General features: G+C 37.1%; 14 protein-coding genes and 2 pseudogenes. 10 read left to right on the top strand and 6 right to left on the bottom strand.

The window, feature by feature from the left end:
• Nucleotides 1-172: 172 nt before the first annotated feature.
• Nucleotides 173-1,360 (bottom strand): tetracycline efflux MFS transporter Tet(39), encoded by a 1,188-nt coding sequence (gene tet(39), locus FTU91_RS13435; protein WP_004856455.1) that lies wholly within the window; start codon nucleotides 1,358-1,360, stop codon nucleotides 173-175.
• Between the two features lie 65 nt (nucleotides 1,361-1,425).
• Here tet(39) and FTU91_RS13430 point away from each other — a divergent pair, with 65 nt between their 5' ends.
• Nucleotides 1,426-2,067, top strand: coding sequence for a TetR/AcrR family transcriptional regulator C-terminal domain-containing protein (locus FTU91_RS13430; RefSeq protein ID WP_004787586.1), 642 nt, complete (start codon nucleotides 1,426-1,428; stop codon nucleotides 2,065-2,067).
• A 546-nt stretch (nucleotides 2,068-2,613) separates the two neighbouring features.
• Here the strand turns inward: FTU91_RS13430 and FTU91_RS16680 are convergent.
• Nucleotides 2,614-2,706: pseudogene (locus FTU91_RS16680) on the bottom strand (IS982 family transposase); the annotation flags it as partial.
• A gap of 70 nt (nucleotides 2,707-2,776) precedes the next feature.
• Between FTU91_RS16680 and FTU91_RS13425 the strand changes: the two are divergent.
• The 4 genes from FTU91_RS13425 (at nucleotide 2,777) to FTU91_RS13410 (ending at nucleotide 6,360) form a co-directional block, all read left to right on the top strand.
• The gene (locus FTU91_RS13425; protein ID WP_180082454.1) at nucleotides 2,777-4,198 is read left to right on the top strand and encodes an ATP-binding cassette domain-containing protein; all 1,422 of its coding nucleotides are present in this window, start codon (nucleotides 2,777-2,779) and stop codon (nucleotides 4,196-4,198) included.
• Nucleotides 4,199-4,213: 15 nt separating this feature from the next.
• Nucleotides 4,214-4,624: a hypothetical protein gene (locus FTU91_RS13420; protein WP_180082452.1), complete on the top strand. Its 411-nt coding sequence runs from the start codon at nucleotides 4,214-4,216 to the stop codon at nucleotides 4,622-4,624.
• Between the two features lie 86 nt (nucleotides 4,625-4,710).
• On the top strand, nucleotides 4,711-5,853 hold the full coding sequence (locus FTU91_RS13415; protein ID WP_180082450.1) for a 2Fe-2S iron-sulfur cluster-binding protein: 1,143 nt from the start codon (nucleotides 4,711-4,713) through the stop codon (nucleotides 5,851-5,853).
• A 117-nt stretch (nucleotides 5,854-5,970) separates the two neighbouring features.
• Nucleotides 5,971-6,360 carry a hypothetical protein gene (locus tag FTU91_RS13410; RefSeq protein WP_180082448.1) on the top strand — a complete coding sequence of 130 codons (390 nt, stop codon included), beginning with the start codon at nucleotides 5,971-5,973 and terminating at the stop codon, nucleotides 6,358-6,360.
• A 101-nt stretch (nucleotides 6,361-6,461) separates the two neighbouring features.
• Here FTU91_RS13410 and FTU91_RS13405 read toward each other — a convergent pair whose 3' ends face one another.
• Entirely contained in the window at nucleotides 6,462-6,662 is a 201-nt protein-coding gene (locus FTU91_RS13405; RefSeq protein ID WP_180082446.1) for a hypothetical protein, read from the bottom strand.
• Nucleotides 6,637-7,215 (bottom strand): annotated as a pseudogene (locus FTU91_RS13400) (helix-turn-helix domain-containing protein); the annotation flags it as partial. The gene FTU91_RS13405 and the pseudogene FTU91_RS13400, both read right to left, overlap by 26 nt.
• 341 nt (nucleotides 7,216-7,556) lie before the next feature.
• Here FTU91_RS13400 and FTU91_RS13395 point away from each other — a divergent pair.
• The 3 genes from FTU91_RS13395 to FTU91_RS13385 all read left to right on the top strand — a co-directional run bounded on the left by FTU91_RS13395 (nucleotide 7,557) and on the right by FTU91_RS13385 (nucleotide 8,904).
• Nucleotides 7,557-7,802 (top strand): AbrB/MazE/SpoVT family DNA-binding domain-containing protein, encoded by a 246-nt coding sequence (locus FTU91_RS13395; protein WP_096902827.1) that lies wholly within the window; start codon nucleotides 7,557-7,559, stop codon nucleotides 7,800-7,802.
• On the top strand, nucleotides 7,803-8,135 hold the full coding sequence (mazF, locus tag FTU91_RS13390) for an endoribonuclease MazF (protein WP_096902828.1): 333 nt from the start codon (nucleotides 7,803-7,805) through the stop codon (nucleotides 8,133-8,135).
• A gap of 421 nt (nucleotides 8,136-8,556) precedes the next feature.
• Nucleotides 8,557-8,904 carry a hypothetical protein gene (locus FTU91_RS13385; RefSeq protein WP_180082444.1) on the top strand — a complete coding sequence of 116 codons (348 nt, stop codon included), beginning with the start codon at nucleotides 8,557-8,559 and terminating at the stop codon, nucleotides 8,902-8,904.
• 217 nt (nucleotides 8,905-9,121) lie between these two features.
• Here FTU91_RS13385 and FTU91_RS13380 read toward each other — a convergent pair whose 3' ends face one another.
• Together FTU91_RS13380 and mobC are read right to left on the bottom strand one after the other, a co-directional pair.
• On the bottom strand, nucleotides 9,122-11,113 hold the full coding sequence (locus FTU91_RS13380) for a relaxase/mobilization nuclease domain-containing protein (protein ID WP_180082442.1): 1,992 nt from the start codon (nucleotides 11,111-11,113) through the stop codon (nucleotides 9,122-9,124).
• Nucleotides 11,110-11,442 (bottom strand): plasmid mobilization relaxosome protein MobC, encoded by a 333-nt coding sequence (mobC, locus tag FTU91_RS13375; protein ID WP_180082439.1) that lies wholly within the window; start codon nucleotides 11,440-11,442, stop codon nucleotides 11,110-11,112. Before mobC ends, FTU91_RS13380 begins: the two co-directional genes overlap by 4 nt.
• Nucleotides 11,443-12,292: 850 nt before the next feature.
• On the opposite strand from mobC, the gene repM reads away from it, so the two are divergent.
• Nucleotides 12,293-13,216: a replication initiation protein RepM gene (repM, locus tag FTU91_RS13370; protein WP_180082437.1), complete on the top strand. Its 924-nt coding sequence runs from the start codon at nucleotides 12,293-12,295 to the stop codon at nucleotides 13,214-13,216.
• Nucleotides 13,217-13,283: 67 nt separating this feature from the next.
• A complete protein-coding gene (locus FTU91_RS13365; protein ID WP_180082435.1) occupies nucleotides 13,284-13,820 on the top strand; it encodes a plasmid replication DNA-binding protein in 537 nt (178 codons plus the stop codon).
• Nucleotides 13,821-14,003: the final 183 nt, after the last annotated feature.

Genomic DNA, 14,003 nt, shown 5'->3' with positions numbered 1-14,003 from the left:
TGGAACACCTAAAAATGAAGAAAAAGCCCAATCTGTTGAGATTGGGCTGATTAAAACACTTTAAGTTATTGATTTAAAATAAATAATTAAAACGATTTCGTATAACGTGTATTATGTTAATTTTAGATAAACTATAGAATCCATTAGTTTTTAAACCAATAAATTAAATATTTTATGGAACTCCAGAATATTTATTCAGGCGATACTTAAGCAATAAGGGTAGGGTGATTACATAAAGTATTGCAGCTAATGCCCATACCATTCCAGGAGCTGATGCCTGAGTCATAAAATAGAGGCTAGTAACTAATACAGGACCAATTATAGCCCCCAGACTATTAAAACTGCTTAATAGCCCTTGTAATTCACCTTGTCTTTCATCACTAATACCTCTGGACATCATTGCTTGCAAAGCAGGAACGGCTACTCCACCAAGGGCAAACAATGGTAACAACGCAAAAGGCACCCATTCTTCAACAGCAATAGATAAAAGAAGTAAACCAATTGCATCGCAAGCTATTCCACATAACAACGTATTTTTCTCTCCAAACCTCTTTACCATAGGGGCGATAGCAAAAGCCTGTGCAATAGAATGGCATATTCCATAACTAGCAAGGGAAACACCTGCAATAAATATACTCCAGCCATAACGATCCTGCCCATAGATAACCCATAAAGTTGCGGGGACTTGTGAAACCAATGTGATAATTAAAAAGATACCAAGCAATGGAGCCATATTAGGTTGAGTGATCAAATAGGATAATTTCTTTAATATTGATTGCTCCTGAACCTTCTCAGTCATTTTATTGCTGTGTTTTGATTCTTTTAATAAGACTGCTGTCATTATTAAATTAATCCCATTCATAAAAGCAGCAGCAAAGAACGGTGCATGTAAGTTCCATTCACCCAAAACTCCACCTATTACCGGACCCGCTATAAACCCAATACCAAAGACAGCTCCAAGGAGACCAAACCTTTTTGCACGCTCATGGGCTGGAGTAATATCTGAAACATAAGCTGTTGCAACAGCCATGTTGGCACCTGTAATTCCCGCAAAAATACGACCAATATATAGCCACAATAGAGAAGGAGCAGCAGCCATTAGGAGATAATCAGCCGTTGCACCAGCAATTGAAATAATTAATACAGGTCGACGTCCAAATCGGTCACTCAACGCTCCAAGGATAGGTGCAAAAATGAACTGCATCAGAGCATACACAGCTAATAAAGCACCATAGTGAACACCGCCTGCTTCAGCTCCAGCCAATGACCGTAATAATTCAGGCAAGATCGGCATAATTAAACCAATCCCAACAGCATCCAGAAATATAGTGATTAAAATCACGCTCAATGATTTCTTCACAAATGCCTTCTCTAGCAATGATAGAATTAATATTCTCTCACACACTCCCTATCAGTGATAGATTTATGAGTAAAAAAGATATTGCACCTCAACGTCTGACACGTGAAATAGTCCTGCGTACCGCATTGGATATGTTGAATGAAGAAGGCATAGATTCAATAACCACACGCAAGCTAGCTCAACGATTGGGTATTAAATCTCCAACTCTATATTGGCATTTCAAGAATAAATCCTTGTTAATGGAAGCAATGGCGGAAACCATTATAAATGAACACCATTTAGTTTCTTTACCCATCGATGGGATGACATGGCAAGATTGGTTGCTCGCTAATTCTGTAAGCTTTCGTCGAGCACTACTAGCTTACCGTGATGGTGCTCGTCTACATGCAAGAACTAGCCCCAGTCAAGGACATTTCAACACGATTGAGGCCCAAGTTGCGCTGTTATCTCATGCTGGGTTTTCTCCTGTTGAAGCAGTTGCATTACTTATGACATTAGGAAGGTTTATTGTTGGGTGGGTCCTTGAGGAGCAGCAAGAAGAAATAAGATCAGACCCACCATTCGAAGCCGATCCAACTATATATCCACTCATGCTCCAAGGAGTGAATACCTTACAAAATATGAATGCGGATGACATTTTTGAAAATGGGATTCGTATGGTGATTATCGGTGCTGAAAGACAACTTGATATTAAAATGCAAACTTAACTCTATACTGCTTTAAGCAACTGTTCTATTTAGTAATAAAGCTTTTATCCTTAATTATTTAACATAATAGAGCTTATGCGAAATGTATTTAGTTAAAATAATATAAATCAATAATTTAACTAATTTTTAAAAACCCAAAAACCGTAAAAAAGCCGATTCTGAAACATGTCGGCTTTTTTATGCTCAATTCTGGAATCTTTCGCCAATAAAATTGTCTAATTTTTAATCAAAAACAGTAATCCCATATATTTTTTAAGCCTTTTATGCCCGAAAGAATCCACAATTTCTGCGGATAACCCTTGGGATAAATTTTGAACAATCCTGTACGCTCAGGATCACATAAATTAGGGATCATTGCGTCTATGTCATCACTGCGATTTTTCTTATGATGAAGTCATGCAGGAACAGGATGTTCCGGAACGTAAAATGGATGTTTACGTTCTAACGCAAGGATCGTGAGGTACAACAGGACGTTATACCTAGAACCGAATACGAAAAAGCCCGACAGAATGTCGGGCTTTTTTTATTACCTAATCCGAATCCTGTTTAAGCCGATGTTTCCATAATACGAATCATCGGCTTGTTTTGAAGACAGAGTTGATAGGCAAACAAAGACGTATAAATACCTGTCAGATAACCAAGATGATAATAAGTAGCTTACAATAGGAGGTAAAATTGCCAAAAATAATTCTTAAAGAGGATTAATTGTATGATTGATACAATTCCAATTTTATTAATATCAAATCTTGACTTGTATATATCAGGAAAAAAGATACTCAGATCACTAAATCTAGAAATTTTTGACAAAGAAATCACAATTATTATGGGACCATCAGGAACAGGGAAGTCTACTTTATTAAGAACTTTAGCAGGTTTAAATTATGATAATCCACAAATAGAAATTTCTGGACATATTCTATTTCGAGGTAAGAATTTATTGAATTCTTTAGAAAAACCCGCTCTAGTTCAACAAAAGCTAACTCATTTAACAAATACAGTTAAAGAAAATATTTTATCTCACCTTCCTAATCGTTCTAACTTGGGATTACTAGAACAAATTAGTGTTATTAAAAAAATTACTCAGAATTACGATCAAGCATGGATTTTAGATAACCTTAATCATTCAACTGCTATTCTAGAACGTTATCAATCTAAAATTTTAGCAATTATTTGTACAATTTTATCTAATCCAATGATACTTATGTTAGATGAACCAACAGCTGGTTTAACTGATGATGAAGCAATATTAGTACATGATTTAATTATTAAAATATCTAAAACTGTTCCTATAGTAATAGTTTCTCATCACATTCAGCGATCAAAAGAATTAGCAAATAGAGTAGTGTTACTAGCCAATGGGTGTGTTCAAGAAGAGAATAATACTGAAACTTTCTTTAATGACCCTAAAAATGAATTAACCAAACAATATTTAAAAACCGGTTCTTGTGCTGAAATTTCAGCGCACGATTTAGATAACTTAGAATTAGAACAGGAAAATTTTGATCTTAAAAACATAACTAATCTAAAAAATAATAAATTTAATCAAAATAAATATAATTTCCCACCCATTAATCAATGTACTGCATCAAAAATTTCTTATCTTAATCACAATCTAGAAGCAAAAAGCCAGTCACGAGGACCGAAAGGTTTTGTATGGTTAATTCGAGGTCGATTGGCTGGAACACCTTGCCCAGGTATAGTAGGTGAAACAATGCTAGATTTAGGTTATCTGAAAGGTGTAGGTATTACTGAATTAATATCTTTAACTGAAGAAATGTTTAATCCACTGAAAGCAAAAGTTCTAGGAATTGATGTTTCTCATTTTCCTATTATTGATATGTCCGTACCATCATTAAAAGATGCTGAATGGTTTTGCCAAAATTTAGATCAAAAAATAACAGAACAAAAAATTATTGCTATTCACTGCAAAGCAGGATTAGGAAGAACAGGAACAATGTTAGCTGCCTATTATTTATGGAAAGCCCCCATCGGAACTACAGCTCAAGAGGCTATAGATTATATTCGATCTCTTAATTATCAAATGATTCAATCTCAGCAACAAATTAATTTTTTGTATAGTTTTTCAGAGTATATTAAGACCTACATCAAAACTAATTCCTCGATTAGTTAAAATACGGAGAAAAATATGTCTTTAGATGATGCTTTACAACGTGCAATGACAAGTATTCCTGACTGTTTAGCAGCAGGATTCATAGACTTGAATTCGGGTATGATATTAAGTATTAAAACTGTTGATTCACATCCATCAGAGGTTTTTGATTTTTTAGCTGCTGCAACAGCAGATCTATTTCAAGGGTCAAATGTTGTTGCTATTGAAAAGATCTTTAAAAAATCACGTGGTTTAATGGATGAAGATAATTATCATTATTTTCAGGAAATTATTGTAAATAGTGAGAACTTAATTCATGTCTTTATTCGTACAAAAGACCAGCATGAGGTTATTTGTTTTGTTTGCCGAAAAGGGGCCAATTTAGGTATGGTGATTACAAAAGCTCGTCTAGCATTACCAACAATTGAAAGAGCATTTCATAACTAACCAATTTATGTATTAGTGTCATAAGCAAATGCTTTTTTGCTTATGACAATATTTTAATTTCTGTAAATAGAATAATTGGTATAGAAATGTTTAATATTCAATATTCTGGACATACTGTTCTTTGTAAACCAAACGAAACTCTTTTAGAGTGTTTTTTACGCTCGGGATTACAGATAGATTTCTCTTGCAAAAGTGGAGTCTGTCACCGCTGTATGGTGAAATGTATTTCAGGTGAAATTCCAGAAGCGGCTAGCAAAAAACTTCCTCCTACCCATCAAGGGCAAAATTATCTTTTATCTTGCCAATGTATTCCCACAACAGATATGCACATAGTTATGAAAACTAGTGAAGATATTGTGACAAAATGTGTTGTATCTGCATTTTCACAAACCACAGTTCATACATGGAAATTAGACTGTGAAACCTATCGGGAATTGAGCTATAAAACAGGGCAATATATTGTGATAATGGATTTGACTAGGACGTATTCAACTCTAGGGATGCTTATCAGTAACCCTGATCGGGGAACAGAATTATCTATTGAAATCCAGTCAAATAATATTATCGGGATAGAACAGAAAGGTTTAAATATTGAGGGTAATGATTTCTATATTAAAGGTCCGTTATCAACGCCTCCTATAGCAAAACAAGAAAGACTAAAACCAAATCCCATTTTATGGGAACAACTGGGAGGGGATGAAAAAATACGTACAATTCTCACTACATTTTATAAAAAGGTCTATGCAGATAAACAACTTGCGCCTTTTTTTGAACGTATAACAATAGAACGGATTATTGGCAAACAATTCGCTTTTTTGAAAGAAAATATTGTTGGAGAACAAATTTATCTAGGTGAACAGCCAAGAAACTCGCATCATTGGATGGTTATTTCGGAATCTTTATTTCAACATCGAATGGATTTGATGCATCAGTCTCTACAAGAGCATTTAGTACCTCAAATATTAATTAAAGAACTTGAAATGTATGAATTTCAATTTAAGGAAGATATTGTAAAATCTCAAGCTTGGCTAAAGCAGATTGGTAATTTATTTATTGATACAGAAAAATATGAAGAGTGCCACTTAGATGAAGCAACTATCTGTGATTATTGTGGTGCGGAGATTGCAAAGGGGTCTTTGGTAAGATTCCATACTAGAATTGGTAAATTAGCATGTCAGAACTGTTCAGTAACAAAAAATAGTAAACTCAGTTATATTTCTCAAACCTGATTGGGGGATGAGACCAGAAACATTTTAGGCAGCTTCAAAATAAAGCTTTCTCACATCTAAAATACTGGGAACAGTCCAATTGAATTACTAATGATCAAGATATATTTGGGGAGTTAAATGGCCCAGCATTTTTCAAGAACAGCAATGGTTTATATTGAAAGAGGATTACGTCAATGTGAACAATGCATTGGCTTTTCAGGAGCCGCTTTATCTAATCCTGATGGATTAATTCTAGCAATGCATGGTCAAATCTCTGGGGATGAGGCTGCAGCTTGTGCATCAAGTTTATTTGTAGAATCTAGTACTGCCCTAAGTTACATTGATGAGCAAAAACCTAAAAAGATGTTAATTTGGACAGATAATAAACTATTTTCCTTACATGCATTAAAGGATGGAAGTATCTTTTTAATTTGCTCTAACAAACAAGATAGTTATAGAGATGTGCTAGAATTTAGTTTACAAATGGTAAAAAACTTTGATGTAGCGTTAACTATGATTGGCCATTAATAGCCTCATATTCTATAAATTGTACTAGGGCGGTCACATTAATTTTAATTTGCGAATCAATTTATGCAGTAAACTGGTATGACTGATCCTAGGCAAAAAACTTACCAAAAACTCGGGCCATCATAGCCTCTAGTTCTTTCCTGTCTTTGCTGCTGTTCTTGTTCCAACTGCTTCTGTTTACTCAGTTCTGCCTCATAATGAGGTCGATAGAGCATGTAATTATTCTCTGCTCGTATGCGATTAATTTCTGCCGCCATTTCTTGTTTCTGTTTAAATAGCTCGGGTTGAAAGCATGTAGTCAAAGGTCGTTTCCGCCTCACAGAAGCGCAGATGTAACAGCTTTCCAGTGGCATCATCGATATACACCAATAAACAGCACTTAGCAGCGCGTCCTTCGAACCAGTCATGATATGAGCCATCAATCTGGATCAGCTCACCGAAGCAATCCCGATTATAACGTGGCTGATATGGACGTTTAAGGCGCTTGGATCGCGGAATCCAGAGGTCATTTGCAGTCATCCAGCGCCGAAGCGTTTCTACCGGGATATTCAGGTCAAATATGCTGCTGAGCTTCTCATGGGCCAAGGTGGGTCCAAATCCCAGCAGATGTTCAGAAATAATGGAAAGACATTTTGATTTTAATAAATCATCATGGCGACGATGGCCAGGTTGACCACGACTGGCATGCGCCATACCTGAAACACCATCTTGATTGAGCTTCTGTAATAACCGGGTAATTTGACGGGTTGAAAGATTGAGGATTTCAGCAGCACGGACTTGTGTAATACGTTGATCTCGAACGTCTTGCAGAACAGCAAGACGTTGAATTTCTTTGTCAGACATAGTGATCAGCATCTATATTTCATATCCAGTCCATGATGGTTAACCCATCATAAACTAGACATTTTTATTAGTGAGAATATAGACATTTTGAATGGGTTCTAACAATTTGTCTCGAATAGCTCAATTTTTACTTTGTAATGCGTATCTTCACTTTCAATAGAACTCATAATTTTACTAGCTAAAATAATAGATTGACTATCATAGTCTTACATTATTTTTTGTACATATGATTAGATGTGAAAATATTTTTTAATCTTAATATTAACCCACTGATCCTCCAATTAGCTCAGATTGACATACGGCTCACCAAGCTTTAATGTATATACATTAGTATATACTTGTAGGTGGTCAAGATGGAGTTAACTATTAAAAGATGGGGTAACAGTGCAGCTTTGCGTTTACCTGCTGATTTACTGAATGGTCTTAATCTAAAGCCAGAAAGTATCGTAGAAGTATCTATGAAAAATAAATCTATTGTTATTAAACCGATTAAAAAGAAATCAGATCTGTCTTTAGAAAAGCTATTAGCAGGTATAACCTCTGAAAATTTGCATAATGAAGTAGATACTGGATATTCGGTTGGTAAGGAAATTTTCTAAATGAATCAACAGTATGTTCCAGAAGCTGGTGACATTATTTGGATTAATTTCACACCTCAAGCTGGACATGAACAAGCAGGCCATAGACCAGCTTTAGTTCTAAGTCCAGCTTCATACAATAAACTAACAAGCTTATTGATTTGTTGCCCCCTGACAACACAAATTAAAAAGTACCCTTTTGAAGTTTCTATAGCTGGCAATCCAACTAACGTTGCTTTATCTGATCAAGTTAAAAGTTTAGATTGGGTTGCACGGAAAGCCACAAAAAAAGGGCAAGCAACAAGTAAAGAATTAGCTGAGGTTAAACAAAAAATTAACCTTTTACTTAAATAGTTAGTTACTTCACAGAGACACCTTTAAGAGGTGTCTTTTTATTTAACATAAAATCTCATATACGAAATTCAGATGTAAGCAACTGAATAGCCAACGATTTTATAGACACCTTTTAGTTAGATTTTTTTCAGTTTTTATAAGAACTACTGATTAGGACCTTGACGCCCTGCTTTTTACTGGATAATCTTATTTTAACGCAGCAAAATCTGTGTCCAGGCGTGAGAACCTGATAAAATCTAGGTGCAATTAAATGTCGCACTTGCGGCTATTTTTTTGCCTACTGTTAAGCAGTCCCTATGGTAGCTTAGCAGGGCAGCTTCGTGCTGGCTGATCCTAGATTCAGTATTCTCACCCCTGTTAAGTTGCCTCCATTGCCGTGAGAAGTGATGGAGATAATTAAACTCTTATCTAGGAAACTGCTATGCATATTAAATTCAATGATGCAAACCCATGCATCCCAAAAAACCTCGCTAAACAACTGATTGTCGAAAGCGCTAAACTTCTGAATCATCAACAACGCCAAGCCTTGCTCGATATTTTCATGACTTTAGATCAGGCGGAAAAAAAAGCTGAAAAGACACTTCAGCAACATGCTGTAGCGCAACAAAGCACCCACAACTTTTCTCAAGATCACGAATACCAAGAAGACAATCAGGAATATTGGTCAGGTCATTACTATGATTCTTACAGTCAAGAATATCCGGAAGATTGGGTAAAACGGACTCAGTCCACCCCACATCGTCATAAGCTCCCTAGAACTACTTACTGATCGTGGGGGGTTCCTCTTTAAAAGTAGGCATCATAATCCGAGCTACTCGACAGAGTTGGCTCGGATGAATACCGGGGAAACTGAGGGATTTGAGAACCTGATTACAGTCGTTGAACTGCATATTAAAGAACTCAATACCTCTGCCTTTCAAAATGTGTTTCCTGATATTGGCTTTCATCAAATTTATATTCAAATCTTTCATTTCATTAATCCCTCTTTACATTTCACAATCCAGTCCTGAACTGCGCTCAGCAGCCCGTTGCTTTGCTTGTAGCTCTTTGCGCTTATCTAACTCATCTAGAGCCTTGAAGATATATCCTGGATTAAATTCGCTAACTTTTGTTGATACTGCTCGACTGAGTTCATTCTCTCGCTGATTTGGTTCGCCAGTGGCTTCGTTTGCTTCTCTATTTCTGCTTGCACCAGGCTCGGCAAAATCTCCCTTAACAAGCTTCTCAATTCTTCTTGTACGTCTAAAGAACTCACCAATTTCGTCACATGCGTCTTTAAAACGGTCGCCAATTCGTTCTGTAAAGCCTCTGAAAAATGCTCTGAGACTGTTTGCTCTGATAGCTTTTTCACTATCCCCTGATATGTGGTTATCTGCTCCACTAACAGATTGTTCCTTTCGATTAGCTTGCTGTTCCTGTCTTTCAAAGTCTCTGTGTAGCTCTCTAGCTCTTCGATAGTCCGTGCTTGAGCCTGAATGAGCTTCAAGGCTTCTTGCTGCTGCTTCAGTTGCTGCTCTAGCTGCTGCTGTTGCTCTTCTATGATCTTCAATAACTGCGTTTCTAAACTCATTTACTTCTCCGCTACTATTCTGTAATTGCCCTCGTAGATCGTGGATTTCGGATCTATCTGTACGCATAATCGGCTGTCGCAGTTCGATAGCTTCAGGCTCCCTCCTTGGTGTCTCAGGGCTTGCACTTGGCTGTGCAATTCGGCTATGTGATCTTTTTGGCTTTTTAAGTAAAACCCTGCTCCGATGCTGCATGTAACTAAAAAACAGACTAGCAAGATCAAGGGATAAATCGATTTGAAAAGGGTTCTTTTCAAACTCGCTGCCTGTACTAGCTCTCCTTGTAAGCGGTTCGACTCTTGCAAGATCTCCTCTAAGCTCTCGACTTGCTTCTGGCAGGCTGCCTGAAGCTCGTTGATTGCTTGTGTATGTGCTTTCTGCAATGTTTTCTTGTCTGTTGTAATCTGCTCGATAATCTCGCTCGTTGCTTCGCTCTGCTGGTTTTTCAACGCCTCCTTGTTGGTCAAGATTTGGGTCTCTAGCTCTTTCGTGGCTTGCATGTCCTGCTTTCTCAAGCTCAGCGTCTCTTTGCTGATACTTCTGCTGAAATTCTCGGATCTTGCAGTCAATTTGTTCTGCGTATCGCTGAAGATTTTCTCTATAACGCTTTCGAGCTTCTCTTCTATATCGTTCTGACGCTGCTGCTGTAAGGCTATCGCCCTCTGCTCCAAATCTAAAATTCTGCTCATAGATCGCACCTGTTAGCCTGATAGGTCGGCTTTTTTCGTCATCATTATGTGGGTTACGTATTGAAATGCTGTTTGGTTTTACCCCTGTGATCTCAAGTCCAAGAGCAGTGAGCCACTTTTTCATGCTCTCACGGTCAGTAATAAAGCCTCCTTCGATTTGTTTTCTTGCTGCTACATCTAAAACTCTTTTGATGTCTGCGGTATTTTTAGGCAGGCTTTTCTTAGTTTTGATGTCTTGGCGAAACATCGGATCGTCTGGGTCATGTAACTGATGCTCAAAGTTAATAATCTTCTTAAACAGATCAACTCTCGGCATATCGGCCTCATGATAGAAGGGCTGTAGCCGGTTTCCTGTCAGGATTTCAGTGTTTGGAATCAAGAAATTCAACTCAAGCCTGCGCTCCCCTGTTTCCTCGTTTAGCTTGTCTTTATGCTCAATCCACAAGACACGGTACTGATCTGAACTCATGCCTGGAAAAAGACAGTGCTCAAAATCGGCCATGATTTTGCGCTTGGCTTCATCTGATAAATCGCTCTCGTAAAAACTCAGGCATCCGGACGTATATTTTTTTGCAAAAGGCGAACTGTCTATAAGTCCTGCAACTTCTTGCTCATTACCACTTAAAATTTTTGCATGCTCACGGTCGCGCTTTTTCCCGAGAAAGTAATCAAGCGGCCCTTTTGAAATTCCGTCACCATATCTGAAAAATTCGACAATCATTTCAAGTCCAGTCTCAGTGCTTCAAGGTTCTCATTAATAGCAATCAACAGGTGAAACAGTCTTACAGCATTAAACGGCTCGCCTTTTGCAAGATCAGTGTTAATCGCTTTCGCAATCTGATTGATGTTGTTGCCGATGCGACTAAGTTCGAGAACAAAGTCACGATCAACTTTTGAATAAAAATTTTTTTGCTCTTTTTTATTAACAGCATTCAACGCTGAATCTCGTAAAAACTTGGCGATGTTCAAAACGTTTGCTTCTTTCAGAGTTTCAACTTCTGCTAATGACATCCGCACTTTATAGCTTTTCTCTCTTATTGCTTTTGCCATATTTGCCTGCCTGCTTTTGCTTTTGGGGGTTAAGGGGTCTCCCCTTACAAGGTCATAGAACCAATTTTTGAGCGAAGCAAAAAAAGGGGTCTCTATGTATCCTTGCGTTCCAATACTGATTCACCTGACGTTACCAGAAATAAAAAAAACGAATCTCCAATAGTGGTGTTTTTGAATTTTTTTTACTGATGCTGATAAATGAATGAACTTTTCAGGCGTGTTCAAGGACAGAAAGTAGCGAGTGAACTGGTATGTTTCTGAGATTCTGATGCGAAGAGTTGAAAGAGATAAGGCTCATTTTTATCTGTATGCGTGCAATTTGAGTCCTTCCGGTAGATATAGAGCGAGTGTCTACGAGCGTCACACTGAAAAGTTGCGCCTAGACTCCCTGCAAAACCGCTTTTAAGTGCTTTGAGCTCTAGAAAATCTACATTTTTATGTAGTCTTATGCACCCAGACCGAGCAAAGCGAGTAAAAAGCTTTATGAGCGAAGCGAATTCATCATGCTTTTGCTTTTTATTGAAGTCACAACGAGATGAGCCAAAAAATTGCCCCGACGAATCGAGCGAAAGCGAGATTCAATAGAGTTTGAGCGAAGCGAAAACCAAGGGCAATTTTTCATGACCTGGGCTTTTAATTATTTTTAAAGTTTTTAAATGCTTTTAGACAGACTGAAAGCCTTTATTTATAAGATTCTTAGCGACTTTAAAACGAGGTTTGCCTTGCATTAAAACGAGGTTTGCCTTGCATTAAAACGAGGTTTGCCTTGCATTAAAACGAGGTTTGCCTTGCATTAAGCGAGCTTATAATATAACCTCGTCTTATTGAATTAAAAATACAACCTTTTCATATGAAAACAGAATTAATAGTTAAAGATAATGCATTAATTAATGCTAGTTATAACCTTGATCTAGTCGAGCAACGATTAATTCTTCTAGCTATCGTTGAAGCAAGGGAATCAGGTAAAGGAATAAATGCTAATGATCCATTAACTGTTCATGCTGAAAGCTATATCAATCAATTTGGTGTACATCGAAATACGGCTTATCAGGCACTAAAAGATGCTTGTGATAATCTATTTTCAAGACAATTCAGTTATCAAAGTCTTAGTGAAAAAGGCAACATCATTAATCACAAGTCAAGATGGGTAAGTGAAGTCGCTTATATTGATAATGAAGCGGTTGTTAGACTTATTTTTTCTCCCGCTATCGTGCCTTTAATTACAAGACTAGAAGAACAATTTACAAAGTATGAAATACAACAAATAAGCAATTTAACAAGTGCTTATGCCGTTCGGTTATATGAGATATTGATTGCATGGCGTAGTACAGGAAAAACGCCTCTTATAACATTGTCTGATTTCAGACAAAAAATAGGTGTACTAGATACTGAATACAAACGGATGTATGACTTTAAAAAATATGTCTTGGACATTGCATTAAAGCAAGTAAATGAACATACCGACATTACTGTTAAAGTTGAACAGCATAAGACGGGTAGATCAATTACAGGTTTTTCATTTAGCTTTAAACAAAAAAAATCAGTAACGAAGTCAGCTAAAAGTATTGATGTAAGAGAAGATATAACGATCACTTTAACAGATGCTCAACGCTATTCATTTGCAAGTAAATTGTCAGAGCTTCCAGAAATGGGAAAACTTTCACAAGGCACCGAAAGCTATGAACAATTTGCTGTACGGATTGCAGATATGCTAAAAGAGCCGAAGAAATTAAAAGAACTTACCCCATTACTTCGAAAAGTTGGCTTTCAATAAATGATGTCAATTGACATTGTAAAGTTGACAGTCAAGTATTAACACAAATTGAAACCTGGTTTACATAATGAAAAAACTGTCAGTTTCAGAGTTGGCCAAGCTCTATGGGTATTCAAGACAAGCCGTATATGCTCATATAAATAAAGGAAATCTGTCCAAAGGATCTGATGGTTTAATTGACTTTGCAGAAGCCTTGAGAGTTTTTGGCGAGCCACAAACAAAGGATTCCAGTGTCAACCAAAGTCAATCAATTAACAGTCAAAACTTGACGGAAGTTGACTTGCTCAAACGTCAAGTTGACATACTGGAAAAACAGCTAAACCTGGCATTGCTTAGAGAAAATCAATCACTAGAACGCGAATCGTTCTACCAGGAACAGATTGAAGCTATGCAACGCTTACTGGAAGCCCCCAAAGCCAATATGACTACGTTTACCGATCAGAAATCTAACCAGGATATAGCAACGGATCCTCGGTCAGAGTCTGAGCCGAACTATGACGGATTGACTACTCCAGAAATCAAACGTATCCCTGTTCCTGAGCATGTTGAACCTGAACCGGAGAAAAGAGGCTTCTGGAGCCGATTTTTCCTGCCGAATGGCTGAGGGGATTGTTCAGGGTATCTAATCAAAGCCGTGGAACATTGATCAAATAGTGATCGTGGAACACCTAAAAATGAAGAAAAAGCCCAATCTGTTGAGATTGGGCTGATTAAAACACTTTAAGTTATTGATTTAAAATAAATAATTAAAACGATTTCGTATAACGTGTATTATGTTAATTTTAGA

The sequence above is a fragment of the Acinetobacter sp. YH12201 genome (assembly GCF_013418145.1).
In the GTDB taxonomy this organism is placed as follows: Bacteria; Pseudomonadota; Gammaproteobacteria; order Pseudomonadales; family Moraxellaceae; genus Acinetobacter.
This window is presented reverse-complemented; position numbering and strand designations above follow the sequence as displayed.

Bases quoted from the DNA above. Each gene is read 5' to 3' on its own strand.
- FTU91_RS13430 (WP_004787586.1), top strand. From the start codon at position 1,426: ATGAGTAAAAAAGATATTGCACCTCAACGTCTGACACGTGAAATAGTC.
- FTU91_RS13425 (WP_180082454.1), top strand. From the start codon at position 2,777: ATGATTGATACAATTCCAATTTTATTAATATCAAATCTTGACTTGTAT.
- FTU91_RS13420 (WP_180082452.1), top strand. From the start codon at position 4,214: ATGTCTTTAGATGATGCTTTACAACGTGCAATGACAAGTATTCCTGAC.
- FTU91_RS13415 (WP_180082450.1), top strand. From the start codon at position 4,711: ATGTTTAATATTCAATATTCTGGACATACTGTTCTTTGTAAACCAAAC.
- FTU91_RS13410 (WP_180082448.1), top strand. From the start codon at position 5,971: ATGGCCCAGCATTTTTCAAGAACAGCAATGGTTTATATTGAAAGAGGA.
- FTU91_RS13395 (WP_096902827.1), top strand. From the start codon at position 7,557: ATGGAGTTAACTATTAAAAGATGGGGTAACAGTGCAGCTTTGCGTTTA.
- mazF (WP_096902828.1), top strand. From the start codon at position 7,803: ATGAATCAACAGTATGTTCCAGAAGCTGGTGACATTATTTGGATTAAT.
- FTU91_RS13385 (WP_180082444.1), top strand. From the start codon at position 8,557: ATGCATATTAAATTCAATGATGCAAACCCATGCATCCCAAAAAACCTC.
- FTU91_RS13380 (WP_180082442.1), bottom strand. From the start codon at position 11,113: ATGATTGTCGAATTTTTCAGATATGGTGACGGAATTTCAAAAGGGCCG.
- mobC (WP_180082439.1), bottom strand. From the start codon at position 11,442: ATGGCAAAAGCAATAAGAGAGAAAAGCTATAAAGTGCGGATGTCATTA.
- repM (WP_180082437.1), top strand. From the start codon at position 12,293: ATGAAAACAGAATTAATAGTTAAAGATAATGCATTAATTAATGCTAGT.
- FTU91_RS13365 (WP_180082435.1), top strand. From the start codon at position 13,284: ATGAAAAAACTGTCAGTTTCAGAGTTGGCCAAGCTCTATGGGTATTCA.